The sequence below is a fragment of the Nonomuraea ferruginea genome, from assembly GCF_039540635.1.
Classification (GTDB): Bacteria; Actinomycetota; Actinomycetes; order Streptosporangiales; family Streptosporangiaceae; genus Nonomuraea; species Nonomuraea ferruginea.
In genome coordinates, this window is sequence record NZ_BAABFD010000025.1 from 53,343 (window position 1) to 76,733 (window position 23,391).

General features: G+C 72.9%; 23 protein-coding genes. 14 read left to right on the plus strand and 9 right to left on the minus strand.

Translation table 11 applies throughout. From position 1 onward, the window contains the following. Positions 1–25: 25 nt before the first annotated feature. Both ABD999_RS37040 and ABD999_RS37045 read left to right on the plus strand, forming a co-directional pair. Positions 26–874: a LysR family transcriptional regulator gene (locus ABD999_RS37040; protein ID WP_271276013.1), complete on the plus strand. Its 849-nt coding sequence runs from the start codon at positions 26–28 to the stop codon at positions 872–874. A 16-nt stretch (positions 875–890) separates the two neighbouring features. Further along, positions 891–1,532 carry a MerR family transcriptional regulator gene (locus ABD999_RS37045; protein WP_271276014.1) on the plus strand — a complete coding sequence of 214 codons (642 nt, stop codon included), beginning with the start codon at positions 891–893 and terminating at the stop codon, positions 1,530–1,532. On the opposite strand, the gene ABD999_RS37050 is transcribed toward ABD999_RS37045, so the two are convergent. After that, positions 1,520–2,302, minus strand: coding sequence for an SDR family NAD(P)-dependent oxidoreductase (locus ABD999_RS37050; RefSeq protein ID WP_271276015.1), 783 nt, complete (start codon positions 2,300–2,302; stop codon positions 1,520–1,522). The genes ABD999_RS37045 and ABD999_RS37050 overlap by 13 nt on opposite strands. A 100-nt stretch (positions 2,303–2,402) precedes the next feature. Between ABD999_RS37050 and ABD999_RS37055 the strand changes: the two genes are divergently transcribed. Both ABD999_RS37055 and ABD999_RS37060 read left to right on the plus strand, forming a co-directional pair. Then, positions 2,403–2,882 carry a MarR family winged helix-turn-helix transcriptional regulator gene (locus tag ABD999_RS37055; protein ID WP_148033668.1) on the plus strand — a complete coding sequence of 160 codons (480 nt, stop codon included), beginning with the start codon at positions 2,403–2,405 and terminating at the stop codon, positions 2,880–2,882. A 36-nt stretch (positions 2,883–2,918) separates the two neighbouring features. Next, positions 2,919–3,791 (plus strand): alpha/beta hydrolase, encoded by an 873-nt coding sequence (locus tag ABD999_RS37060; RefSeq protein ID WP_271276016.1) that lies wholly within the window; start codon positions 2,919–2,921, stop codon positions 3,789–3,791. Here ABD999_RS37060 and ABD999_RS37065 read toward each other — a convergent pair. Both ABD999_RS37065 and ABD999_RS37070 read right to left on the minus strand, forming a co-directional pair. Continuing rightward, positions 3,777–4,271, minus strand: coding sequence for an NUDIX hydrolase (locus ABD999_RS37065; protein WP_148033670.1), 495 nt, complete (start codon positions 4,269–4,271; stop codon positions 3,777–3,779). The two genes, ABD999_RS37060 and ABD999_RS37065, sit on opposite strands and share 15 nt — an antisense overlap. Positions 4,272–4,303: 32 nt before the next feature. After that, on the minus strand, positions 4,304–4,978 hold the full coding sequence (locus tag ABD999_RS37070; protein ID WP_271276017.1) for a ThuA domain-containing protein: 675 nt from the start codon (positions 4,976–4,978) through the stop codon (positions 4,304–4,306). Between the two features lie 126 nt (positions 4,979–5,104). Here ABD999_RS37070 and ABD999_RS37075 point away from each other — a divergent pair, with 126 nt between their 5' ends. From ABD999_RS37075 to ABD999_RS37090, 4 genes are read left to right on the plus strand one after another with little or no spacing between them, the layout of a single operon-like run. Next, on the plus strand, positions 5,105–5,965 hold the full coding sequence (locus ABD999_RS37075) for an RNA polymerase sigma-70 factor (protein ID WP_271276018.1): 861 nt from the start codon (positions 5,105–5,107) through the stop codon (positions 5,963–5,965). Between the two features lie 27 nt (positions 5,966–5,992). Beyond that, the gene (locus tag ABD999_RS37080) at positions 5,993–6,754 is read left to right on the plus strand and encodes an SDR family NAD(P)-dependent oxidoreductase (protein ID WP_148033673.1); all 762 of its coding nucleotides are present in this window, start codon (positions 5,993–5,995) and stop codon (positions 6,752–6,754) included. A gap of 57 nt (positions 6,755–6,811) precedes the next feature. Beyond that, complete coding sequence (locus tag ABD999_RS37085) at positions 6,812–8,461, plus strand: NAD(P)/FAD-dependent oxidoreductase (protein ID WP_148033674.1); 1,650 nt, start codon at positions 6,812–6,814, stop codon at positions 8,459–8,461. Continuing rightward, a complete protein-coding gene (locus ABD999_RS37090) occupies positions 8,458–9,900 on the plus strand; it encodes an ATP-binding protein (RefSeq protein WP_271276019.1) in 1,443 nt (480 codons plus the stop codon). The genes ABD999_RS37085 and ABD999_RS37090 overlap by 4 nt, the downstream gene beginning before the upstream one ends. Here ABD999_RS37090 and ABD999_RS37095 read toward each other — a convergent pair. Then, on the minus strand, positions 9,872–11,098 hold the full coding sequence (locus tag ABD999_RS37095) for an alpha/beta fold hydrolase (protein WP_271276020.1): 1,227 nt from the start codon (positions 11,096–11,098) through the stop codon (positions 9,872–9,874). The genes ABD999_RS37090 and ABD999_RS37095 overlap by 29 nt on opposite strands. A gap of 35 nt (positions 11,099–11,133) precedes the next feature. On the opposite strand from ABD999_RS37095, the gene ABD999_RS37100 reads away from it, so the two are divergent. Continuing rightward, positions 11,134–12,267 (plus strand): M20 family metallopeptidase, encoded by a 1,134-nt coding sequence (locus ABD999_RS37100; protein ID WP_271276021.1) that lies wholly within the window; start codon positions 11,134–11,136, stop codon positions 12,265–12,267. 37 nt (positions 12,268–12,304) lie between these two features. On the opposite strand, the gene ABD999_RS37105 is transcribed toward ABD999_RS37100, so the two are convergent. From ABD999_RS37105 to ABD999_RS37115, 3 genes are read right to left on the minus strand one after another with little or no spacing between them, the layout of a single operon-like run. Continuing rightward, on the minus strand, positions 12,305–13,549 hold the full coding sequence (locus tag ABD999_RS37105) for a cytochrome P450 family protein (RefSeq protein WP_271276022.1): 1,245 nt from the start codon (positions 13,547–13,549) through the stop codon (positions 12,305–12,307). A 3-nt stretch (positions 13,550–13,552) separates the two neighbouring features. Then, positions 13,553–14,632 (minus strand): NAD(P)/FAD-dependent oxidoreductase, encoded by a 1,080-nt coding sequence (locus tag ABD999_RS37110; protein WP_148033678.1) that lies wholly within the window; start codon positions 14,630–14,632, stop codon positions 13,553–13,555. Beyond that, positions 14,629–15,567, minus strand: a complete 939-nt coding sequence (locus ABD999_RS37115; RefSeq protein ID WP_261808774.1) for a cucumopine synthase-related protein — start codon at positions 15,565–15,567, stop codon at positions 14,629–14,631. The genes ABD999_RS37110 and ABD999_RS37115 overlap by 4 nt, the downstream gene beginning before the upstream one ends. Positions 15,568–15,695: 128 nt before the next feature. Between ABD999_RS37115 and ABD999_RS37120 the strand changes: the two genes are divergently transcribed. Continuing rightward, positions 15,696–17,384 (plus strand): serine/threonine-protein kinase, encoded by a 1,689-nt coding sequence (locus ABD999_RS37120; protein WP_271276023.1) that lies wholly within the window; start codon positions 15,696–15,698, stop codon positions 17,382–17,384. Here ABD999_RS37120 and ABD999_RS37125 read toward each other — a convergent pair. After that, complete coding sequence (locus ABD999_RS37125) at positions 17,353–17,952, minus strand: PaaI family thioesterase (protein WP_219550213.1); 600 nt, start codon at positions 17,950–17,952, stop codon at positions 17,353–17,355. The genes ABD999_RS37120 and ABD999_RS37125 overlap by 32 nt on opposite strands. A 380-nt stretch (positions 17,953–18,332) precedes the next feature. On the opposite strand from ABD999_RS37125, the gene ABD999_RS37130 reads away from it, so the two are divergent. From ABD999_RS37130 to ABD999_RS37145, 4 genes are all read left to right on the plus strand, one after another. Next, complete coding sequence (locus ABD999_RS37130; RefSeq protein WP_271276024.1) at positions 18,333–20,174, plus strand: CHAP domain-containing protein; 1,842 nt, start codon at positions 18,333–18,335, stop codon at positions 20,172–20,174. Positions 20,175–20,303: 129 nt separating this feature from the next. Then, positions 20,304–20,801 (plus strand): cupin domain-containing protein, encoded by a 498-nt coding sequence (locus ABD999_RS37135; RefSeq protein ID WP_271276025.1) that lies wholly within the window; start codon positions 20,304–20,306, stop codon positions 20,799–20,801. Further along, positions 20,801–21,445 carry an ArsR/SmtB family transcription factor gene (locus ABD999_RS37140; protein ID WP_219550209.1) on the plus strand — a complete coding sequence of 215 codons (645 nt, stop codon included), beginning with the start codon at positions 20,801–20,803 and terminating at the stop codon, positions 21,443–21,445. The genes ABD999_RS37135 and ABD999_RS37140 overlap by 1 nt, the downstream gene beginning before the upstream one ends. A 78-nt stretch (positions 21,446–21,523) precedes the next feature. Beyond that, complete coding sequence (locus ABD999_RS37145; protein ID WP_219550207.1) at positions 21,524–21,961, plus strand: DUF4149 domain-containing protein; 438 nt, start codon at positions 21,524–21,526, stop codon at positions 21,959–21,961. A gap of 4 nt (positions 21,962–21,965) precedes the next feature. Here ABD999_RS37145 and gdhA read toward each other — a convergent pair whose 3' ends face one another. Continuing rightward, positions 21,966–23,309, minus strand: coding sequence for an NADP-specific glutamate dehydrogenase (gene gdhA, locus ABD999_RS37150; RefSeq protein ID WP_148033685.1), 1,344 nt, complete (start codon positions 23,307–23,309; stop codon positions 21,966–21,968). Positions 23,310–23,391: the final 82 nt, after the last annotated feature.

Genomic DNA, 23,391 nt, shown 5'->3' on the forward strand with positions numbered 1-23,391 from the left:
GATCATCTGACTGGCGAGGTGTCCGATGGATCTGCGGCACATCAGGTACGCGATCACGATCGCCCGCGCCGGGAGCCTGCGCCGGGCCGCGGCCGTCCTGCACATCGCCCAGCCCACGCTGTCGGAGCAGCTCAGGGCGCTGGAGAAGGAGATCGGGGTGGAGCTGTTCACCCGGTCCTCAAGCGGGGTCCGGCTCAGCGCGGCCGGGGAGGCGTTCCTGGCGCAGGCGACGGTGGCGGTGGCGGCGTTCGAGCGGGCGGTGGCGGCCGCGCGGCGCACGGATCAGTGCACCCGGCTGGGGGTGGCGGACGGGCTGGGCGACGTGGTGGCGCGGCTGCTGTCGCCGCTGCCGGACGCGCCGCTGCGGGTCGCGCCGATGGGCACGGCGGAGCAGCTCGTCTCGCTGATGGATGGAACGCTTCAGGCGGGGCTCGGGTACGCGCCGGGCTCGCTGCCGCGTGGGGTGGCGCGCATGCTCGTGCATCGCTCCCCCGTGCGCGCCCTGCTTCCCCGCGACCATCGGCTCGCGTCGCGGGGGCGGCTGCCGCTGGCCGCGCTGGCGGCGGAGCCGCTGGTGATGCCGGAGTCGGAGGCGGTGGCGGGGGCGCGGCGGTTCCTGGAGGCGTTCGTGCGGCAACGGCTGCATCCCCGGCTGGGAGCTTCGGGTTCGACGCACGAGCTGGTGATCGCCATGGTGGCCGACGGCGCCGGATACACGTTGTGTGTGCGGGAGGGGACGCCGGTGCCGGAGTCGCTGGCGTTCGTGCCGATCGCGGAGGACGTGCCGCCGATCGAGATCGTGCTGTTGTGGAACCGCCAGGCCGAGGTGCACGATCTACTGGGAGCGGCCCGGCATCTGGCACGGCATGGATAGTGCTACTATCCAACAGATGCGGATGTCCGAGCTGAGCGCCAGGTCCGGCGTCGCCATACCCACGATCAAGTACTACCTGCGCGAGGGGCTGCTCCACCAGGGCGAGCAGGTGGCCGCCACCCGCGCCGAATACGACGAGTCCCACCTGCGCAGGCTCCGCCTGATCAGGGCCATGGTGGAGGTCGGCAGGCTGCCGATCGCGGCCGTCAAGAAGGTGGTGGCCGCGATCGAGGACGAGTCGCTGCCCTTCCACCACATGCTGGGCACCGCCCACTACGCGCTGAGCCCCCAGGTCGAGCCGGAGCCGACGCCCGAGTGGGAGGCCGCGAAGGCCGAGGTGGACGCGCTCATCGCCGACCTCGGCTGGCAGGTGAACCCCGAGGCCCCGGGCAGGAACGAACTGACCCAGACCATGGCCAGGATGCGCCGGCTCGGCATGGGCGACGATATCCGCAAATATGCCGAGATGGCGGAGCGGCTGGTGCGGGAGGTGGATCTCGACGCCATCCCGGCGAGCGACGACCGTGACACCGCCGTCGAGGCGCTGGTGCTCGGCACGGTCCTGTACGGGCGGGCACTGGAGGCGCTGCGCCGCCTCGCCCAGGAGTCGGAGTCGGCCCGCCGCTTCACGCCCGAGGGGCCCGATCAGCCCACGTGAGGCGCGCGGGCGGCCGACGACCCCTCGCGGACCAGCTCGCCCGTCAGGTTGCCGTTGGCCGCCGAGCCCAGGAAGACCACGAGCCTGGCCACGTCCTCCGGATCCGACAGCCGCCGCGTCGGCACGCCGGCCGCCAGCTGATCGATGATCGCCCGCGGGAATCCGGAGGCCTTCTCGGTCAGCGTGAAGCCGGGCGCGACCACGTTGACCAGGATGCCGTCGCGCCCGCCCTCCCACGCCAGCGCGCGGGCCATCCCGTGCAGCCCCGCCTTGGCGGTCCCGTACGGACCGGGACCGGGCAGGCCCTCCTCCGCGACCCCCGAGGAGATCAGCACGATCCGCCCCCAGCCGCGGGCACGCATGCCGGGCAGCACGCCCCGCACGGCGGCCGCGGCGCCCACCAGGTTGGCGCCCACCATGGCCAGCCACTCCTCGACCGGCACGTCCTCGAACCGGACCGTCGGGTCGGGCGCGTCGCCGCCCCAGCGGACGGCGTTGGCCACGAGCACGTCCACCCGCCCCCAGCGCGCCAGCACGGCGTCCACGGCGCGCCGCGCCGACGGCAGGTCCTCCAGGTCCATCGGGGTGACGAACGGCTCGCCGCCCGCCTCCGTGATCGCCGCCGCGACCGCGCGGGCCGCCTCTTCCCCCTTCCGGTACGTGATCGCGACCTTCGCGCCTTCACGGGCGAAGGCCACGGCGGTGGCGGCGCCGATGCCGGACGACCCTCCGGTCACCAGGACGACGCGCTCTCGCAGGCCGGTGTCCATGCCTGCTCCTCTCGTTCGGACCGATTCGTTGGCGTACGAGATAGATGCAATCATAAATCGTCTCAAAGGCAAATTATTTGTCGCTGATACGCTTTGCGTTATGTGTGGTCAGATGGGCAGCCCGCTCCGGCGAGACCTGCACTGGCTGGCCGCCCGGCTCAAGATCGGCCTGCACGGGATCGAGGAGCGGATCGCCGCCCGCCACGGCATGAGCCTGTGGGGCTACACGGTCCTGGTCGAGGTCGTGAGCGGCCCGGCGCGCACCCAGCTCGCGCTGGCCGCCGCCGTGCCGGTGGACAAGACGAAGCTGGTGGCCATCCTGGACGAGCTGGAGTCGTCGGGCCTGGTGCGCCGCCGCCCCGACCCGCGCGACCGGCGGGCTCGGCTGGTCGACCCGACCGACGCCGGCCGCGAGGCCTGCGAGGCCGCCTCCGCCGAGATCAGGGCGGTCGAGGACGACCTGCTCTCCGACCTCGAACCCGGCGAGCGCGAGCGGTTCGTCGACGCGCTCCAGCGCATCGTGCTGACCCGGCTGGAGGACGCGTCCGGCCACGTGCCGGGCGGGCAGGGCTGTCCCTGACGCATCCCGGGCCCGCCGCCGGGTAGAGCGGGCCGGATGTTCGACGGATTCGCGGAGAGCCGCGTGGACACCGGCGAGGCGGAGCTGTACGTCAGGCACGGCGGCGACGGGCCGCCGCTGCTGCTCCTGCACGGCCACCCCAGGACGCACGCCACCTGGCACCGGACGGCTCCCCTGCTCGCCGCCCGCCACACGGTGGTCTGTCCTGATCTGCGGGGGTACGGGCGCTCGTCCAAGCCGCAGACCACTCCGGGCCACGAGCCCTACTCCAAGCGCGCCATGGCACGGGACCTGGTCGCCCTCATGCGCGCGCTGGGCCACGACCGGTTCGCCGTGGCCGGCCACGACCGGGGCGCCTACGTGGCGCACCGGCTGGCCGCCGACCACCCGGACGCGGTGACGCACCTGGTGATCATGGACGCGGTCCCCATCGGCGAGGCGCTGGCCCGCTGCGACGCGGAGTTCGCGGCGCGCTGGTGGCACTGGTTCTTCCTCGGTCAGACGGCCAAGCCCGCCGAGCGGGTGATCAACGCCGACCCGGACGCGTGGTACGGCTCCGGTCCCGAGCAGATGGGCGCGGAGGCGTACGAGGACTATCGCCGCGCCATCCACGACCCCGCGACCGTGCACGCGATGTGTGAGGACTACCGGGCCGGGCTCGGCCCGGACCGCGCCGCCGACGACGCCGACCGGGCGGCGGGCCGCAGGATCGGCTGCCCGGTGCTGGTGCTCTGGGCGACCCGCGACGACATGGAGGAGTTGTACGGCGACCCGGTCGGGGTGTGGCGCTCGTGGGCGGAGGACGTGCGGGGCCACGCCGTGGAGGGCGGGCACCACCTGGCCGAGGACGCGCCCGCCGAGCTGGCGGCGGCCCTCGCGGGCTTCCTGAAGGAGTCAGCGGCGGGCTAGGGCGAGATAGCGGGTGAAGGCGTCCTGGCCGTCGGGGGTGAACGGCCAGCGCCAGACGGCCAGCCGCAGCTCGCCCTCGCTCATCCACCCGTGCCACGGCACCCGCTCGGGGTCGGGCCGCGGCTCCCCCGCCAGGACGGCCTCGTGCACCCCCAGCCAGTAGGAGCCGGACACGCCCCGGCACAGGAACCTGACCACGGGCCGCACCGGCACCCGCGCGCCCAGCTGCTCGGCCAGCCCGCGGGCCGCCGCCTGCTCGTAGGACTCCCCTGGGGTGACGGCCCCGCCCACCGTCACGTCGTAGTAGCCGGGGAAGCGGTCGGCACGGTCGGAGCGCCGGAAGACGAGGATCCGGCCCTCCTCGTCACGGCAGATCGAGGTGGCGACGCGGTGCAGCCAGCCCCGCCTGGCGGCCTCCGCGCGGTCGGCCACGCCGAGCACATCGTCCTGTTCGTCGACGCGTTCCACGAGTTGGTTCACCCGCCCACGATCGCAGGCGGGTGTGACGTTTTTCAGTCTCGGACCGTGACCGGCCGTTTCAGCAGCCAGAGCGCGGCACGTTGCAGCAGTGTCCGGTGGACCTCGTTGTCGTAGGCGCGGGTGTCGTGGCCGAGCGCGTCGTAGAAGACCCGGCCGCGCCGGACCGGGCGGGCCCACATGAGCGGCTGGCCGTTGGACGAGGCCAGCGGCCGCACGTCGGGCAGCAGGTCGAGGTCGCTGTAGACCTCGTCCACGACGTCGAAGTCGCGCAGCCCCTCCACGACCGGGTGGCCGCCGTGGACGCGCACGCCGGTCCAGCCGAGCGGCGGGTGGTGGGACTTGGGCCAGGCCCAGCAGCCGCCCAGGACGCGCGGCCAGCCCTGCCAGTCGTCGAAGCAGATGGCCGCGGCGTGCATGCACAGCAGGCCGCCGCCCTGCTCCAGGTGGTCGAGCAGAGTGGTGCGGGCCTGGGCGGGGAGCGTGAAGCGCCACCGGTCGCGCAGGTCGGCGAACCGGTCGAGGTCCATCTGCCAGCGCAGCGCGTTGACGGTGATGAGCTGGACCTCGGGCGGCTCGCTCAGCGCGCCGGCGATGTCTTCGGTGACCTCCGACTCGACCCCCACCTCCGCGAGCACCTCGGCGAGCGCCGCCGAGGTCGCGTCGAAGTCGTGGAACGGGCCTCCTGACAGGATCAGATTGCGTGCCACCCGCCAAGCTCATCACGCCCGCCCCGGGTTTTCCACCCGGTGCCCCGCCACATCCGGCTCCGCTCTCCGGCGAAGCGGATGCGCCCAGCGGAGGAGCGGCGGTCCCTGACGGGTACGCTGCGCGGCATGACCAGGGTGGACGACTTCGAGGCCTACCGTCCCGTGCTGATCGGGCTGGCCTACCGCCTGCTGGGCAGCATGTGGGACGCCGAGGACGTGGTCCAGGACGCGTGGTTGCGCTGGTCGGCGACGGACCGGGAGGACGTGCGGGAGCCGCGGGCGTTCCTGATCACCGTGGTGTCGCGGCTGGCGCTCGACCAGTTGCGCTCGGCCCGGGTGAAGCGGGAGGCCTACACCGGCCCGTGGCTGCCCGAGCCGGTCGCGGACGGCGACGCCGGGCCGATGGACACGGCCGAGCTGCGCGACACGGTGTCGTTCGCGACCCTGCACATGATGGAGCGCCTGTCGCCGCCCGAGCGCGCGGTGTTCGTGCTGCGGGAGGCGTTCGAGCTGCCGTACGACCAGATCCGCGAGATCATCGGCGTGTCCGTCGCGAACGCGCGCCAGCTGCACCACCGCGCCACCCGCCGGCTGGCCGAGGGGCGCGACCGGTTCCGGCCGTCGCCGGAGGAGCACGCCGAGCTGTTCAACCGGTTCATCGCGGCGGCCGCGGAAGGCGAGCTGGAAGCGCTCGCGGAGCTGCTCCACGACGACGTGGTGTTCTACGGCGACGGCGGCGGCAAGGTCCGCTCCGCGCTGCGCCCGGTGGTCGGCCGCGACAAGGTGGTGCGCTTCCTGGCCGGGCTGTGGACGCGCTACCCGTACGGCAGGGCCGCGATCGGCTCGGCCAACGGCCAGCCCGTGCTCTGGAGCCTGCTGGGCGACCACATGCAGCTGCTCGCGGTGGACATGCGCGACGGCCGGGTCCGCACGATGTACGGAGTGCTCAATCCGGACAAACTCACCCGCGTGCGCCCGCCGATGTGAGAGTCCGTCCGGCTCTATAGTCCAGTCATGGATCTCGGTATCTCAGGCAAGGTCGCACTCGTCACGGGCGGCAGCGCGGGCATCGGGCTCGCCGCCGCCAAGAGCCTCGCGCGGGAGGGCTGTGACGTGTGCGTCGCCGCGCGCAACCCGGAACGCCTCGCCGACGCGGTGGTGGAGCTCCAGGAGTACGGCAAGGTGGTGCACGCCGTGCTCGCCGACGTGGAGGACCCGCAGTCGGCCGAGCGGCTGGTACGCGAGACGCGCGACGTCCTCGGGCCGATCGACATCCTGGTCGCCAACGCGGGCGGGCCGCCCCCGGGCCGGTTCGTGGACGTGACCGCGGCCGAATGGGACGTGGCGGTGCAGCGCAACCTGCTCGGCACCGTACGGCTGATGCGGGCCGCGCTGCCGGAGATGCGCGCCCGCGGCTGGGGCCGGATCGTCACCGTGACCAGCAGGTCGGCCAGGGAGGCCATCGACGGGCTGGCCCTGTCGAACGCCACCCGCTCGGCCGTGGCCGGCATGGTGCGCACCCTCGCCCGCGAGGTGGGCGGCGACGGCGTGCTGGTCAACAACGTGATGCCGGGGCCCATCGACACCGACCGGCTGCGTGACCTGTCCGGCGGCGTGGAAGGGCTGGCGGAGCGGGGGGCGAACGTGCCGCTGGGGCGCGTCGGCCGGGCGGAGGAGGTCGGCGACGTGGTGGCGTTCCTCGCCAGCGAGCGCGCCTCGTTCGTCAACGGGATCTCGCTGCTGGTGGACGGCGGCGAAAGCCGCGTCATCGCTTGACCCGACGGGCAGGAAAGAAGGCATCCTGCACATAGGGGACAAATGGAAGGCAGGGGCATGGACAAGCCGGTCATCGTGACGGTCGACGACGACCCGGGGGTGTCGAGGGCCGTCGCTCGCGACCTCCGGCGCCGTTACGGGCAGCACTACAGGATCGTCCGCGCCGAGACGGCCGTGCAGGGGCTGGAAGCGGTCCGTGAGATGCGGCTGCGGGGTGACGAGGTCTGCGCCATCCTCGCCGACTACCGCATGCCGCAGATGAACGGGGTGGAGTTCCTCGAAGCGGCGATGGACATGTACCCGTATGCCCGGCGGGTGCTGCTGACGGCCTACGCCGACACCGACGCGGCCATCCAGGCGATCAACGTGGTCGACCTGGATCACTACCTGCTCAAGCCGTGGGACCCGCCCGAGGAGAAGTTCTACCCGGTGATCGACGGCCAGCTCGACGCCTGGCAGCGCACCGACCGGGTGGAGGTGGCGGAGCTGCGGGTGGTGGGCGACCGCTGGTCCCGGCCGTCCTACAAGGTGCGTGAGTTCCTGGCCCGCAACCACGTGCCCTACCAGTGGATGCTGGCCGAGGACCCGGAGGGCGCGCAGCTCGTCGCGGCGGCCGGCGACGACTGCCACCTGCCGCTGGTGGTCACCGCCGACGGGTCGATGCTGCAGGCGCCCGACCAGTCCACACTGGCCTCGACGGTCGGCCTGTCGACCACGCCGGCCACCGACTTCTACGACCTGATCGTGGTAGGCGGCGGCCCGGCCGGGCTGGGCGCGGCCGTCTACGGCGCCTCCGAGGGGCTGCGCACGGTGCTGGTGGAGGCGCACGCCTCGGGCGGGCAGGCGGGCCAGAGCTCGCGCATCGAGAACTACCTGGGCTTCCCCGACGGGGTGTCCGGGCAGCAGCTCGCCGACCGGGCCCGCAGGCAGGCACTGCGGTTCGGCGCCGAGCTGCTGACCACGCGCAGGGTGACCCGCCTGGAGCCGCGCGGGCAGGCGCGGGTGGTCGGCTTCGAGGACGGCGGCGAGATCGCCGCGCACGCGGTCATCCTGGCCACCGGCGTCGCCTACCGCCGCCTCGACGCGCCCGGCCTGGACGACTTCGTCGGCCGGGGCGTCTTCTACGGGGCGGCGCTGACGGAGGCGCCGTCGTGCCGCGGTCAGGACGTCTACATCGTGGGCGCCGCCAACTCGGCCGGCCAGGCGGCCGTCTACCTGTCGGGATTCGCCAGGACCGTGCATCTGTTGGTGAGAGGTGACGGTCTGGAGAAGTCCATGTCCCACTACCTCATCGAGCAGATCCAGGCGGTCCCCAACATCGAGGTCCACCTGGAGACGCGGGTGACCGGCGGCAAGGGCGACGGGCACCTGCAGCACCTGACCCTGTCGAGCGGGGGCCAGGAGCGCGTCGTCGACGCGCAGTGGCTGTTCGTGTTCATCGGCGCGCAGCCGTACACCTCGTGGCTGGACGACACGGTCGAGCGTGACGAGAAGGGGTTCGTGCTCACCGGGCCCGACCTGGTGCAGGGCGGGCAGCGGCCGCGCAACTGGACGCTGCGCCGCCAGCCCTACTTCCTGGAGACGAACGTGCCGGGGGTGCTCGCGGCCGGTGACGTGCGCGCCGAGTCGATCAAGAGGGTGGCCTCCGCCGTCGGGGAGGGCGCGATGGCCGTCGCGCTCGTACACCGCTATTTGGAGAAGCAGTGACAGACACAGTCGACATCGACGAACTGCGCAAGCTCTTCCTGTTCGAGCGGCTGACCGACGAGCAGCTCACCAAGCTCGCCACCAGCGGCCGGATGACGACCGCCGAGCAGGACGAGGACGTCGTGTGCCAGGGCGAGCCGGCCGACTGCTTCGTGGTGCTGATGGAGGGCGAGGTGCAGATGATCTCCGAGACCGTCAGCGCCGGCACCGTCGCCATGCCCCGCACCTCGCAGCCCGGCGTCTACGGCGGCGCCACCTCCGCCTACCTGGGCGACCGGGCGCCGCAGACCTACCAGCACACGCTGCGGGCCACCGCGCCGTCGCGGCTGTTCGTGCTCCCGGCCAAGAAGTTCGCCTACATCGTGACCGAGTGGTTCCCGATGGCGATGCACCTGCTCGACGGGCTGCAGTCCGGCGGGCGCATGCAGCGGGAGATGATCGACAGGCGGCAGCGGCTCACCGCGCTCGGCACCATCACGGCCGGGCTCACCCACGAGCTGAACAACCCGGCGGCGGCCGCGGTCCGCGCGGTGAGCGAGCTGCGCTCACTGGTCAGGTCGTCGCGGGTGGAGCTGGCCCAGCTCGCCGAGAACGGCATCCCGCCCGAGCGGCTGCGCGCGCTCATCGAGATGCAGGAGGCGTGCATGGAGGCGGTCGGCAAGCTGCCCTCCCGCAGCCCGCTGGAGATCTCCGACGCCGAGGACGAGCTGGGCGACGCGCTGGACGAGCTCGGCGTCGAGGACGCGTGGGACCTGGCTCCCGCCCTGGTCAGCGCCGGGTTCGGCACCGAGCACCTCGACAAGGTGCGGCGCGAGGCCGGCGCGGAGCACGCGCCGGCGGCGCTGCGCTGGCTGTCGGAGGCGGTGGAGATCTCGCAGATGCTCAACGAGGTCACCGAGGCCACCGAGCGGATCACCACGCTGATCCGCTCGGCCAAGGAGTACTCCCAGATGGACCGGGCCCCGTTCCAGGTGCTCGACCTGCACGGCCTGCTCGACAGCACGATCGCGATCTTCCGCGGCAAGCTGCCGCCGGGCATCACCGTGGTCACCGACTACGACCGGACGCTGCCGCCGGTGCCCTGCTACGGCGGCGAGCTCAACCAGGTGTGGACCAACCTGATCCACAACGCCCTCGACGCCATGGACGACGAGGGCACGCTGACCATCCGCACCGCGTACGACGAGGACGAGGCGATCGTGGAGATCGGCGACACCGGCCACGGCGTGCCGGAGGAGATCAAGGATCGGATCTTCGAGCCGTTCTTCACCACCAAGTCCGTCGGCCAGGGCACCGGGCTGGGGCTCGACATCTCGTACCGGATCGTGGCGGGGCGGCACGGCGGCGAGATCAAGGTGCGCTCGGTGCCGGGCGAGACCTGGTTCGAGGTGCGGCTGCCGCTGCGTGAGGCTAACGGGGGTCGATCACCATCCGCATGAGCCGGGGCACGATCTGATCCGCGGCGACGCGGAAGCCGTCGTGCTCGAACTCGTTGGTCACCCACACGCGCAGGTTGCCGACCCTCCCGGCGGTCTCCAGCGACAGCCCGGCGTCCACGAACATGTCGTCGTGGTAGACGACGGCGGCGACCGGCACCTCGTTGGCGGCCAGCCGGTCCAGGTCGTAGAGCGGCGGCCAGTCGTCGGCGGCGGCGAGCAGCTCGGCGGCGCCCTTGAACGGCCGCAGGGACCGGATCGCGTCGAACATCCAGGGATAGACCATCTCGCCGGTGAACATGCCGAACGTGCCGAAGTCGGCGGGGAACAACCGCTCGGCCGCCCAGCGGGTGGCGGCGCCCTGGGCGTAGATGATCTCCTGCAGCACGGCGTAGAGCGGGTTGCCGACGAACCCGGTCTCCGTCATGACCTCGTACAGGAACGGGTCGGCGAGCCGGTCGCCGTCCCAGGCCTCCGCGAGCTGCCAGTGGAGGCGCTCCGAGCCGTCGCCCATGCCGAGCTTCATGCCGAGGGTACGGAAGCGCTCCACGGTCAGCCGGTCGCCGTCGGGCAGCAGCACCTCTTCCCCGGCCAGGTGCTCGGCGACGCGCCGGGCCGCGGCCTCGTCCCCGGGATAGCGGAGGTGGTGGCGGCGGACCTTGGCGCGGACCCGCTCGTAGGTGCGGGCGTAGACGTCGTCGGCGGTGGCGTCGAGGCCGGGCAGCCCGCCGGTGACGTGGCACGCCCTGAGCCCTTCCGGCGCCCTGGACAGGTAGGTGAGGGTGATGAAGCCGCCGTAGCTCTGCCCCCACGTCTCCCACTTCTCGACGCCGAGCGCCTTCCTGATGTGCTCGCAGTCGTCCACGATCGCGTCGGCGCGGAAGTGCCGCAGGTAACCCGCCAGTTCCTCGTCCGTGCCGACGGGCGAGACCGGGGTGCTGCGGCCGGTGCCGCGCTGGTCGAGCAGGAGCACGCGGTGGGTGCGCAGCAGCGGCCGCCAGTGACCGGGGCCGGTGGGCCTGGGCGAGCTGCCGCCGGGGCCGCCCTGGAGGAACAGCGCCCACGGCAGGTCGCCGGTGACGGCCGGGTCGCGGATCTCCCGGGCGAACACCTGGATGGTCCGGCCGCCGGGGTCGGCGTGGTCGAGGGGGACGGTGAACACGTGGTCGGCGACCGTGATGCCGGGCATGGTGACTTTCACGCTTGGATGGTCTCACCTCTGAAGGAAGGAACCCCATGTCGATCGAGGAGTGGTCCCGGCAGGCGCTGCCCGCGATGCTGGACGACATCAGGGCGCTGGTCGAGCTGGAGACCCCCAGCCACGACAAGCCCGCGCTCGTCCGCGGGCTGCGCGCCGTCCGCGAGCTGACCGCCGAGCGACTCGGCCCGCCCGCGGGCGAGACCCTGCACGACGGCGGACAGTACGGGGACGTGCTGGAGCTGCGGTACGCGGGCACCGCGCCGGGTGAGGTGCTGCTGCTCGGCCACTACGACACGGTGTGGCCCGCGGGCACGCTGGCGGCCTGGCCGTTCGCGATCGAGGACGGGCGGATGACCGGGCCCGGCGTGTTCGACATGAAGACGGGGCTGGTGCAGGCGATCTGGGCGGTGCGCGGGCTTCGTGCGTTGGGGCTGCCGCATCCGGGCGTGCGGTTCCTGTTCAACGGTGACGAGGAGATCGGCAGCCTGGCGTCACGGCCGCGCATCGAGGCCGCGAGCGAGGGGATGCTGGCCACCCTCGTGTTCGAGGCGTCGCTGCGGGGCGCGCTGAAGACGTCGCGCAAGGGGGTGGGCCTGTTCGACGTGACGGTGACCGGTGTGGAGGCGCACGCCGGGCTCGACCCGGCGGCGGGCGCGAGCGCCATCCACGCGCTGGCCGAGCTGGTCACCCGCATCGCCGCCGGGGCCGCGCCTGAGCGTGGCACGACCGTGAACGTCGGCCTGATCAGCGGTGGCTCCGGCCGCAACGTGGCCGCCGGCCTGGCGACGTGCGGGGTGGACGTACGGGTGAGCGACTTCGCGGAGATGGCCAGGGTCGACGAGCTGTTCGCCGGCCTCGACGCCGCGGACCCGCGCGTGACGGTGTCGGTGACCGGCGGCTGGAACCGGCCGCCGATGACGCCGAACCCGCCGTCGCAGCGCCTGTTCAAGGAGGCCCAGGCGGTGGCCGCCGGGCAGGGCTGGACGCTGGAGGAGGCCGCGGTGGGCGGCGCCAGCGACGGCAACTTCGTCTCCGGGCTGGGCCGGCCGGTGCTCGACGGCATCGGCGCGGTCGGCGACGGCGCGCACGCCCGGCACGAGCACGTCCTCGTCGGCCACATCCCGGAACGCACCGCCCTGACGATCGGACTCCTCACCGCCCTGGCCTGAGGCGGCCCGCTCCGCCGTGGCGGAGCGGGCGCCCTTCTCAGTTGTGGCGCTCGCCGAGCAGGACCGGCAGGCTGCGCGTGCTGTTGCCGAGCACGGATCCGAGCGGGCGGGTGCCCGCGTCGGGCCCGGCGAGCCGCATGTCCGGGAAGGCCTCGAACAGCGCGGCCAGCGCCACCTCGCCCTCCAGCCTGGCCAGCGGCGCCCCCAGGCAGAAGTGCCGGCCGTGCCCGAACGACAGGTGACCGGGCTGCTCCGCCACCGCGTCGAACCGGCAGGCCCGCGCCCCGTACCGCTCCGGGTCGCGGCCGGCCGAGGCGAAGCAGGCGACCACCGCCTCCCCCTTGCGCACCCGTACCCCCTCGATCTCCAGGTCGCGGACCGCGTACCGCATCGGGAAGTGCGCGATCGGCGAGTCCCACCGCATGGTCTCCTCCACCACGGCGCTCCACGCCAGCTCGCCCCCGAGCGCGAGGGCGAGCTGGGCGGGCTCGCGCAGCAGGGCGCGGGCGCCGTTGGTGAGCAGGTTGACGGTCGTCACGTGCCCGGCGATGAACACCAGCTCGACCGTGTCCAGCAGCTCCTTCCCGGTCAGCTCGCCCTCCTGGACGAGCGCGCTGATCAGGCCGGGCCCCGGCGTGCGGCGCAGGCCCTCGATGATCTCGGCGACCATCCCGTACAGGACCTTCCTCGCCTCGGTGACGTCCACCGGCGTGTCGCCGACGCCGGCGGCCACGTCGGTCAGCTCGTGCACCCGGGCCCGCATGGCCGGCGGGATGCCCATCAGCTCGGTGATGACGTCCCTGGGTATCGGGTAGGCGAACTGCTCGCGCAGGTCCACCGGCCCCGGCGGCAGCGTGGCCAGGTGGTCCACCCTCTCCGCGGCCAGCCTGGCCACCCACGGCCGCAGCTCCTCGACCCGGCGGGCGTTGAAGACGCGGGCCATCGGGCCGCGCAGCCGCCGGTGCTCCTCCCCCTCGGCGTTCAGCATGGACGTGTCGAAGGTGATCCGGCGCACCGCGGTGCCGTCGCGGACGGCGGCCCGGCCTTCCGGATCCCAGTAGGCGATGTCCCTGGACAGGTCCGGGTGGGCGAGGACCGCGGCCAGGGTCGCGTGCCGGGTGGCGGCCCAGGCGCGCACGCCCTCCATCTCCACCCGGACCAGCGGCCCCAGCTCCCGCAGCCGCTCGCAGTCCGCGTGCACGTCGAGGGTGGCCGGGTCGAGCACGAACTCGACCCCGGCGCCCGTATCGGCGCCCGTATCGGCGTCCGTCGTGGCGTCCACGGCTCAGCCCACCCCTTCCCGCGTGACGGCGAGCGTGGCCGTGTCGAGCCACGGCTCGCGCCCCAGGTAGAGGTCGCGGACCAGCTCGCCGGCGGCGGGCGCGTTGCACAGCCCGTGCCCGGAGAACCCGGCCGCGTACAGGAACGCGGGCGGCCCCGGCCGGTGGCCGATGAACGCGGTCCTGTCCGGGCTGGCGTCGCGCGCGCCGGTGACCGCCGTGTGCAGCCGGACCCCGCTCAGGCTCGGGTACGTGACCGCGAGCTGGGCGGCGACCCCGGCGCGCCAGGCGGCCCTGTCGTTGTCCGGGTAGCCCATGCCGATCAGCAGCCGGTCGCCGCGCAGCCGCACCAGCAGCCGGCTGGCGGCGTCCAGGGTGATCGGGAGCTCGGGCAGCGCTTCCAGCGGGTCGGTGACCAGCAGCTCCTGGGTGACCGGCTCGGGCAGCGGCAGATCGACCCCGGCCGACCTGGCCAGCGGCGCCGACCAGGCGCCGGCGGCGCACACCACGGCGTCGGCCGTGATCGTGCCGCCGGGCGTCTCGACCCGGCCGTCGTGGACCGCGAGCGCCGGGCAGCCGGTGCGGATGCGCACCCCGGCCATCCTGGCGCCCTGCGCGTAGCCGTCGACGATGGCCGCGGTGTCGGACACGTACGCCTGCGGCGACCAGGCGGCGGCCAGCAGCGGCAGGTCACCGCCGATCAGCGGGTTGAGCCGCCTGGCCCGGCGGGCGTCGATCAGCTCGACGTCCACCCCAACGGCCCGCTGCGCGGGCAGGTCGGCCTCGAACGCCGCCACCTGGTCCGCGTCGGTGAACAGCACGAGGTAGCCGACCTGGCGCATCGGCAGCCGGGCGCCGGGCCGCGTGGCGAAGTCGCGGTAGGCGTCCAGGCTCCGCACGGCCAGCGCGGAGCTGACCGGGTCGCCGGCGAAGTAGGCCCGCAGCACGTCGGCCGTGGCGCGTGACGCGCCGGAGCCGAGCGTGCCGCGCTCCAGCAGCACGGTGCCGACGCCGGCCTCGGCCAGGTGGTAGGCGACGGACAGGCCGATCACGCCGCCGCCGACGACCACGACCCGGCCGCTCATTCGAGCGACCCCTTGCGGCGCAGGTGGTCGCCGAGCTGCCACGGGAACAGCTGCAGGTTCCAGCTGCCCAGGCAGTTGACGTACAGGGCCAGGTGCGCCATGAGCGCGGCGAAGTCGTCGCGGTTGTCGATCCGGTCCAGCCCGGCGAGCGCCCTCGTGGTGAAGTCGTGGAGCTTGCCGAGCCCGCAGTAGCCGAGGAACTCGGCGGGGGTGGCGGCCAGCAGCTGCGCCATGTGGCGCAGCGACTCCAGAGGCATCTCCTCGTACGCGGCCCGGACCAGCCCGGTGAAGCAGGAGTAGCCGAGCGGCCGGGTCTCGCCGTTGACGAACACCAGCGTGGTGAGCACCGTCTCGAAGCTGCCCGCGCAGGACGGGATGCGGCCCTCGTGCATGTCGGCCAGGTCGTCGGGCGGGCTCAGCCAGATGCGCTCGGTCTCGGCGTGCACGTCGCCGATGAGGGCGTCGATCTGCGGGTCGGTGACGCTCAGCCGGGTCAGGCGGTGGCCGCCCGGCTCGCCGGCCCGCCGGACCTCGGCGATGACGACCTTCTTGGTCCGGTAGACCGACTCCCAGATCTCGTGCCCCGACTCGACCAGCGTGTCGAGGTGCTCCGGGAGCACCTGGCCGATGGGTACGGCGGGCATCGGCTCGGTCAGCTCGCCGTACTTGATGCCGAGGTGCTGCAGCCGGGAGGCGAACAGCGTGCCGTCGGGCGCCTCGCGACGGTCCACCTTGTGCGTGCCCTGCACGTGCAGCAGGCCGTGGACCGGGGCGACGTGGTAGAGGTGATGGCCTGCCACCAGGGCATGCCCCTGCAGGCTCCGGTACGGCAACGCGTCCCACACGCTCTGGGCCAGGACGGCGTTCCGTTCGTCCAGTTCGGCGATCACGGCGGTGCCCAGCGTGGGCCAGCCGATTTCTACTCGTCTAGTCACAATCTGTGACTCTATCAGCACATATTGTGATATTGAGGGATGGCCCCCACCCGTCCACGCACGTGACAATCGCGACCTCCGGTGAGACGGTCGGAAACAGATCGGCTGCCGTTCCGGAGGGGTTGGACGTGGTCCCTGGTTACCGCGATGTACGCCAGCTTGACAGCGGGCGCACCGGCCGGGTCTTCCTGGCCACGTACCAGGAGACCGGCGCGTACGTCGCGATCAAGTACCTCAACGCGACCCTGCGCAGGGACGACGACTTCATGACCCGCTACCGGCAGGACGCGGCCGAGCTGGTGGAGATCGACCACCCGCACGTGGTCAGGGTGTACGAGTACGTCGAGACGCCCAGGCGGGCCGCGGTCGTGATGGAGCTCGTCGACGGGGTGTCGCTGCGGGAGATCCTCAGGGAGAACGTCCGGGTCAGCCCGGAGGCGGCGCTCGTCGTGGTCAAGAGCACGCTGGAGGCGCTGGCGGCCGCGCACGGGCGCGGCGTGGCCCACCGCGACGTGCGGCCGGAGAACCTGCTCGTGCAGGCCGACGGGACGGCGAAGCTCTCCGGCTTCGGCATCGTGACGCACGCCGAGGAGCCCGGCGTGCCCGCCGGCAGCCCGCCGTACATGGCTCCCGAGCTGTGGACACGGGGCGAGGCGGGCCCGCTCGCCGACCTGTACGCGGCGGCGTGCGTGCTGTTCGAGGCCGTCAGAGGGCGCGCGCCGTACCGCGGCGAGGACCTGGCGGCCCTGCGCGACAAGCACCTGGTGGAGCCGCCGCCGCTGGAGGTGGTGCCGGACGCGCTGCGCGGGCTGCTGCGGCACGGGCTGGCCAAGGCCCCCGCTCTCCGGTACGCGTCCGCCGTGGAGTTCCTGGCCGAGCTGGAGCGCGACGCGGTCGCCGGCTACGGGACGGAGTGGGAGCAGCGGGGCCGCCGCCATCTGGCCGAGCCGGCGACCGCGCTCGCGCTGCGCTTCCCGCTGGCCAGGACCGAGCGCGAGCCCGCCCCCAGGGCCGCCGTCCCGCGTCCGCTGCCCGCGCTGCCGCCCTATCTGTGGCTGGCGGTGGCGACCGTGGTGGCGGTGGCGATCTCGCTGCTGGCGTCCGGCGGGACGTTACCCCCGGGGCCGGCCACGGCGCTGATGCCCCCGGAGACCACCGCGGACGTCCCCCCGCCCGCCACGGAACCGCCGCCGGACCCCTCCGGCACGACGTCCCCCGGCCCGCCGTCGGCGGACCCCTCCGGCACGGCGTCCCCCGGCCCGTCCGCCTCCGGCCCGGATCGGAGTGCCTCCGACCAGCGCCCCACCGGCCCTCCTCCCTCGGACAGCCCGGGCCGGCCGCGCCCCGATCCGACCACGCGGCCCAGCGTCGCCCCCACGACGTCCAGAGCCCCCGCCTCCCCGCCGCCCCGCGGGAGCACCGCCGTGACGGGGATCGGCATCCTGTCCTGGGACGGTTCCACGGGCTCGGTCCGGGTCACCGCCGACGGTCCGGGCAGCGTCCGGCTGCGGCTGTCGTACCTGCGGCGCGACGACGGCGGCGTGTCGCGCGAGGTCGCCGGCGAGAGCCGCACCCTGTCCGGCGGCACCGACTACACCAGCCGGGCCCGCCGCGACCTCGGCCAGGTGGCGTGCGGCCACCGCGCCCACCTGACCCTGGTGGCGATGACGGAACCCGCGGCGGCGAACGGGCCGCAGATCAGCGAGGTGGCCGTGGACGGCCCCGCCTGCGCCTCGCCCTCCCAGCCCACCCCCACACCGGACGGCCAGGCGGCCCTGCGCCCCGTCAGGCCTCCTGCGGGAGCCAGCCCGGGGTGATGAAGAGACCGGTGGCCTCCACCAGGACGGTTCCGTCGGGGAGGGCGATGCGGCCCTCCGCCCAGGACTTGCGGCCCTCCGACCGGGTGTACTCCGCCGTCGCCACGACGAGGACCCCCAGCGGGACGGGAGCGCGGTAGCTCATGGTGAGCGAGGCGGTCAGTCCGACGCGTCCGGCCACGCCGACCGCCGTGCCCAGCAGGTGGTCGAGGACCATCGCGCTGACCCCGCCGTGCACCAGCCCCGGCGGGCCCTCGTGCAGCGGCCGGAAGACCTGCTCGGCGCGGACCCCGCCGCCGGGCGGGTACTCGACCTCGACCGGGGGCGCGAACGGGTTGGCGGCTCCGACGGCGGCGTTGCCCAGGAGCCACCGGGGCTCGCCGAACTCCACCGGGGGCCGCCGGGCGGCGTCGAGGCGGGCGGTGAGGGCGCGCAGTTCCTCGGTGACAGCGGCCAGTTCGTCGTCGTCGGCACCGGTCGCGAGCACGGCGTCCATCAACTCACGGGTCTGTGCGGCCAGGGCGAGGAGCGCCGCGTGGGTGGCTTCGGACGTCACGTCGATCGACATGGGACATCATCTTAGAACGAATTCTACCGAATTTCATTCTAGAGCCGGGGAACGGTCCATGAGATCCGTCACGCTCCGCACGATCACGACGGCGTAACGAAGTAGTCACGCCGGAGTCAGTAGATCTTTTGGGATTAAATCCTCTTTGGGGCGTTCCATCCGGAAGACTGCTGACCTGCCGGTTGAAGCAGAGGATCTCGTGACGATTTCTTGACGCAGGCTTGACCTGGCCATCCGTGACGGTAGCCTCCTTCATCACGGATGACTACTGGTATCCGGTTTCGACACAAGTGTCCCGGGGTTCCCCGCTGTACCCCTGGTCGCTCGGACGTAACCGGTCTCCTGGAAGGATTGGCCCCCGCACTTCCATGACCCCAGAGATGCGGAAGTTCATCGAGCTTCTCGAGAGCCAGCTCGGCTACTCGGAGAAGTCCGGTGCGTACACCAAGTTCGGCAACTGGTACGGCGAGAACATCGAGTTCGACGCCGACTACAGCTCCGCCCCGTGGTGCGACATGTTCCTGGGCTGGGCTGCGACCAAGCTCGGGTACGAGGAGTGGATGGGCCAGTTCGCCTGGACCGTGGCGCACGCCAAGTGGTTCAGGAAGCAGGACGCCTGGGGCACCAAGCCGGAGCCGGGCGCGTTCGTCTTCTTCGACTGGGGCGGCTCCGACAGCATCGCCCGGATCGACCACGTCGGCGTGGTGACCAAGGTCGCGGGCGGCCGCATCCACACCATCGAGGGCAACATCGACGGCGGGGTGGCCAAGCGCAAGGTGCGTGACACCGGCAAGGTCGTCGGCTACGGGTACCCGTGGAAAATCAAGGAGCGGCTGGACGCCGAGGCGGCCCAGAAGGCGGCGGACGAGGCCGCGGCCATGGAGGCCAAGGCCGGGGTCGGCACACAGGACGGCAGCGGGCTCGCCATCGTGGTCCCGCACGTCGAGCTGGACGGACAGCAGAAGGTCCCGTCGGCCACCCGCCCCGAGAAGGAACAGAAGAAGAAGGACGCGACCCCGCCGAAGGCCGGGAAGTCCGACACCGGGAAGAAGTCCGAGCCCGCCCCCAAGGCCGTCCCCGGCGCCGCCGACTCTCCCGCGCCGAAGTCCGGCAAGCACGCCAAGCCCACCACGGCCGACACCAGCGCCGTCACCACCGGCCCGCTGCCCGTCATCACGGACGCCTCCGCCACCTCCCCGTCCGTCACGGTCGACTCCCCCGCGCTGCTCACCTCCGCGCTGGTGGCCGCCCTCGCCGTGCTGGCGGTGGCCAAGGCCAAGACGCTGCGGCTGCGGCCCGCCCCGGCCGGAGCGGCGGTCGCGCAGGACTCCGCGTCCCGCTCCCACCGCCGCCGCAAATCACGCAAGCAGGCCCGTACCGCGTCCTCTCGCCCGCTGCAGGAGCCGATGGAGCTGGAGGCGCCACGGCCGCTGGTCGACGTCGCGGAGCCGGTCACCGCGCTCAGGTCCCTGCGGGCGCTGTTCCCCCACGAACCGATCGTCATCCCGGAGGCGACCAGCGAGTTCGACGCCTTCTCCCGCCCGCGCCGGCCCGCCCCCGCGCCCGAGCGGCCGATCACGCTCGTCTGGGAGGACGACGGCTCGACCCGCCGGCTCATCACCGACACGGGGCCGATCGAGATCCCGCGCGAGCCGGGGCTGTACGAGCTGCCCGACCCCTACAGCGCCTTCCACCTCCTGGGCGGCGCGTCCGGACCGTTCCCGATCCGCGAGGAGCCGGTCCTCCCGCTCGCCTCCGCCAACCGCGGGGAGCCGGTCCTCCCCCTCGCTGCCCCCGACCGCGGGGAGCCAGTACTCCCGCTCGCCTCCGCCGACGCCCACCCCGGCCGCCGCCGCCGCGACCACCCGGCCGCACCGTCCCGCGTCCGCCCGGAGGAGCGTCCCACGGCGGACACACCCCTGCGCGGCCGCCGCCACCGGCAGTCCGTCGACATCCAGCGCCTGGAGCCGTTCGTCCCGGACGCCCCGCTCCGCGGCCGCCGCCACCGCCCGCACGACCCGGCTCACGGCACCCAGCACGCCCGCACCCACGCAGCGTCCCAGAATGCCCCGTACGAGCCCGCAGGCCCGATCTCCACACGGACGTACGAGCCCGCCCTGACCGGCACCCCACGCTCAGCCGACCGCGCGCCCGCCGCCCGGGACATCCGCGGCACCGCCGAGGGTCGCAGAGGCCCCCGCCGAGGCCGCCACCGCGCCTGACCCCCGGCGCCCTCGTCCGGACGCGCCTTCCGCGGGCCACGGCCGCCCGGCCGTCGATCATTTTCCCCCTTCCGCACCGACCCGTCAGCCGTTAATCTAAAGAACGTTAGAAAACGAGAGGAGCCCCCCATGTCCTACCCAGACGCGCGCTACCTCGACGAGAACGGCGAGGCCAGCGGACGGCTGCGACGCACCACCCAGGGCCCGGACCTGGTGATCGGCAAGGACCCCGGAACGCAGGTGCACTACCTGGGCACCGGCGAGTCCACCAACGGCGCGTTCGGCCTGTACCGGTGGGAGATGGGCCCGCGCCCCGGCGGCCCGCAGCCGCACTTCCACCGCACCATGACCGAGTCGTTCTACGTCCTGTCCGGATCGGTGCGGCTCTACAACGGCAAGGAGTGGGCCGACGGAAACGCCGGCGACTTCCTGTTCGTCCCCGAGGGCGGCATCCACGCCTTCAGGAACGAGTCGGGCGAGCCCGCGTCGATGCTGATCCTCTTCACCCCCGGCGCCCCGCGCGAGGCGTACTTCGAGGAGCTGGCCGCCATCGCCGCCGAGGAGCGGCAGCTCAGCCCCGAGGAGTGGACCGAGCTGTACCGCCGCCACGACCAGTACATGGTCTGATGTTCCCCGAGGAGCCCGTCTACCAGCAGCTCGCCCGCATCGGCAAGGCGCTGGCCAGCCCGGTGCGGCTGCGCCTGCTCGACGTGCTGGACCAGCAGGAGCGCACCGTCGAGGAGCTGGCGCGGGAGGCGGGCGTCCCGCTGAAGAACACCTCCGCCCAGCTCCAGCAGTTGCGCGCCGCCCAGCTGGTGACCGCCAGGAAGGAAGGCACCCGGGTCTACTACCGGCTGGCCGACGAGCGGGTGTCGCGGTTCCTGGGCGCGTTCCAGGGGTTCGCCCAGGACCGGCTGGCCGACCTGCGGGACGCGGTGGCCGACCTGCTGGGCTCGTACGAGACGGTGACGGCGGACGAGCTGGCCGCCAGGCTGGCGGACCCGGCGACTCTCGTGCTCGACGTGCGCTCGCCCGGCGCCTTCGCCGCCGGACACGTGCCGGGCGCGGTGTCGGTGCCGTTGCGCGAGCTGGAGGAGCGCCTGGGCGAGCTGCCCGGCGGCAAGGAGATCATCGCCTACTGCGGCGGCCCCTACTGCGTGGTGTCCCCGCGCGCGGTCGAGCTGCTGCGCGGGCACGGCTTCCGGGCCCGGCCGCTGGAGGGCGGGCTCACCGCGTGGCGGCGGTCGGGACGGGCCGTGCGGGGACTTTAGTCCTGCCCGCCACGGCCTTTGGGCCCGTCCCCTGCCCGCCGGGGGACAGTACCGTGAGGCGGCGGAGGTGGTGGTGGAGTGACCTGGTGGGCGGTGGTGCGCTTCCTGCACGTGCTGTCGGCCGCGCTGTGGGTCGGCGGGCAGCTCACGGTCTCGCTGGTGGTGCTGCCGCTGGCCCGCCGCATCCTGGACGAGGAGCGGCGCGGCCAGGTGATGAACGCGGTCGGGCGGCGGTTCGGCATGTTCACCGGCGCGGTGTTCCTGCCCCTGCAGATCGGCACCGGCGTGGCCATCGCCTGGCACAAGGGCGTCACCTGGGAGTCGCTCGCCGAGCCCGGCTACGGCCGGATCCTGGCCGCCAAGCTGGCGTTGTTCGCCGCGGTCATGGCGGCGGCGGCCCTGCACGGCTGGGCCACCGGCGCCGGACGGCGCGGTTTCGCCCGCGCCATGGCGGTGACGTCGCTGGTCGGGTCCGTCGGCGTGATCCTGCTGGCCACCGCCCTGCCCGCGACCTAGACCCTCAGATCAGCCCCAGCGCGAGCATCGCGTCCGCCACCCGGCGGAACCCGTCGATGTTGGCGCCGGCCACGTAGTTGCCGGGCATCCCGTACTCGTCGGCGGTCTCGAGGCAGCGGTCGTGGATGTCGCTCATGATCTCCTGCAGCCGGTGCTCGGTGGACTCGAAGCTCCACGAGTCGCGGCTGGCGTTCTGCTGCATCTCCAGGGCGCTGGTGGCGACGCCGCCGGCGTTGGCGGCCTTGCCCGGCCCGAAGGCGACGCCCGCCTCCAGGAACACCTTGATGCCCTCGGGCGTCGTCGGCATGTTGGCGCCCTCGCCCACCGCGACGCAGCCGTTCTCGACCATGACGGCGGCGTCGCGGCCGGTGATCTCGTTCTGGGTCGCGGACGGCATCGCCACCTCGCACGGCACGTCCCACACGCTGCCGCCCGGCACGAACGTCACGTGGTCGCCGCGGCGCGCCGCGTACGCCTCCAGCCGGCCGCGCTCCACCTGCTTGACCTGCTTGAGCAGGTCGAGGTCGATGCCCTTCTCGTCGACGACGTAACCGGAGGAGTCGGAGCAGGCCACCACCACACCGCCGAGCTGCTCGACCTTCTCGATCGTGTAGACGGCGACGTTGCCGGCGCCGGACACCACGACCCGCTTGCCGTCGAAGGACGTGCCGCGCGACTTGAGCATCTCCTCCACGAAGAACGCGCACCCGTAGCCGGTGGCCTCGGTGCGTACCTGTGCTCCCCCGTACACCAGGCCCTTGCCCGTGATCACGCCGGACTCGTAGCGGTTGGTGATGCGCTTGTACTGGCCGAACAGGAAGCCGATCTCGCGTCCGCCGACGCCGATGTCGCCCGCGGGCACGTCGGTGTACTCGCCGATGTGCCGGTAGAGCTCGGTCATGAAGCTCTGGCAGAACCGCATCACCTCACGGTCCGAGCGCCCCTTCGGGTCGAAGTCGGAGCCGCCCTTGCCGCCGCCGATGGGCAGGCCGGTGAGGCTGTTCTTGAAGATCTGCTCGAACCCGAGGAACTTCACGATGCCGAGGTAGACCGACGGGTGGAAACGCAGACCACCCTTGTACGGGCCCAGCGCGCTGTTGAACTCGACCCGGAAGCCGCGGTTGATGTGGACCTCGCCGCGGTCGTCCTCCCACGGCACGCGGAAGATGATCTGCCGCTCGGGCTCGCAGATGCGCTCGATGATCTTCGACTCGGCGTACTCGGGGTGCTTGCCGAGAACCGGGCCGACGCTCTCCAGCACCTCCCGCACCGCCTGGTGGAACTCGATCTCCCCCGGGTTACGGCGCAGGACGTTGTCATAGATCGACGACAGTTTCTCGTGCAACACGGACTCTCCCAGCTTATGTGCGATACGCGTCCTCACCTTACGAGGAAGCCTCCTGTGAGTCGTACGCGCCCCCCGCAGTGAC

What these genes read in the sequence shown, in the direction of transcription:
- ABD999_RS37075 (WP_271276018.1), top strand. Translation starts at nt 5,105, where the DNA reads ATGACCAGGGTGGACGACTTCGAGGCCTACCGTCCCGTGCTGATCGGG.
- ABD999_RS37125 (WP_219550213.1), bottom strand. Translation starts at nt 17,952, where the DNA reads ATGTCGATCGACGTGACGTCCGAAGCCACCCACGCGGCGCTCCTCGCC.
- ABD999_RS37050 (WP_271276015.1), bottom strand. Translation starts at nt 2,302, where the DNA reads ATGGACACCGGCCTGCGAGAGCGCGTCGTCCTGGTGACCGGAGGGTCG.
- ABD999_RS37085 (WP_148033674.1), top strand. Translation starts at nt 6,812, where the DNA reads ATGGACAAGCCGGTCATCGTGACGGTCGACGACGACCCGGGGGTGTCG.
- ABD999_RS37080 (WP_148033673.1), top strand. Translation starts at nt 5,993, where the DNA reads ATGGATCTCGGTATCTCAGGCAAGGTCGCACTCGTCACGGGCGGCAGC.
- ABD999_RS37140 (WP_219550209.1), top strand. Translation starts at nt 20,801, where the DNA reads ATGTTCCCCGAGGAGCCCGTCTACCAGCAGCTCGCCCGCATCGGCAAG.
- ABD999_RS37130 (WP_271276024.1), top strand. Translation starts at nt 18,333, where the DNA reads ATGCGGAAGTTCATCGAGCTTCTCGAGAGCCAGCTCGGCTACTCGGAG.
- ABD999_RS37135 (WP_271276025.1), top strand. Translation starts at nt 20,304, where the DNA reads ATGTCCTACCCAGACGCGCGCTACCTCGACGAGAACGGCGAGGCCAGC.
- ABD999_RS37100 (WP_271276021.1), top strand. Translation starts at nt 11,134, where the DNA reads ATGTCGATCGAGGAGTGGTCCCGGCAGGCGCTGCCCGCGATGCTGGAC.
- ABD999_RS37040 (WP_271276013.1), top strand. Translation starts at nt 26, where the DNA reads ATGGATCTGCGGCACATCAGGTACGCGATCACGATCGCCCGCGCCGGG.
- ABD999_RS37045 (WP_271276014.1), top strand. Translation starts at nt 891, where the DNA reads ATGCGGATGTCCGAGCTGAGCGCCAGGTCCGGCGTCGCCATACCCACG.
- ABD999_RS37055 (WP_148033668.1), top strand. Translation starts at nt 2,403, where the DNA reads ATGTGTGGTCAGATGGGCAGCCCGCTCCGGCGAGACCTGCACTGGCTG.
- ABD999_RS37110 (WP_148033678.1), bottom strand. Translation starts at nt 14,632, where the DNA reads ATGAGCGGCCGGGTCGTGGTCGTCGGCGGCGGCGTGATCGGCCTGTCC.
- ABD999_RS37060 (WP_271276016.1), top strand. Translation starts at nt 2,919, where the DNA reads ATGTTCGACGGATTCGCGGAGAGCCGCGTGGACACCGGCGAGGCGGAG.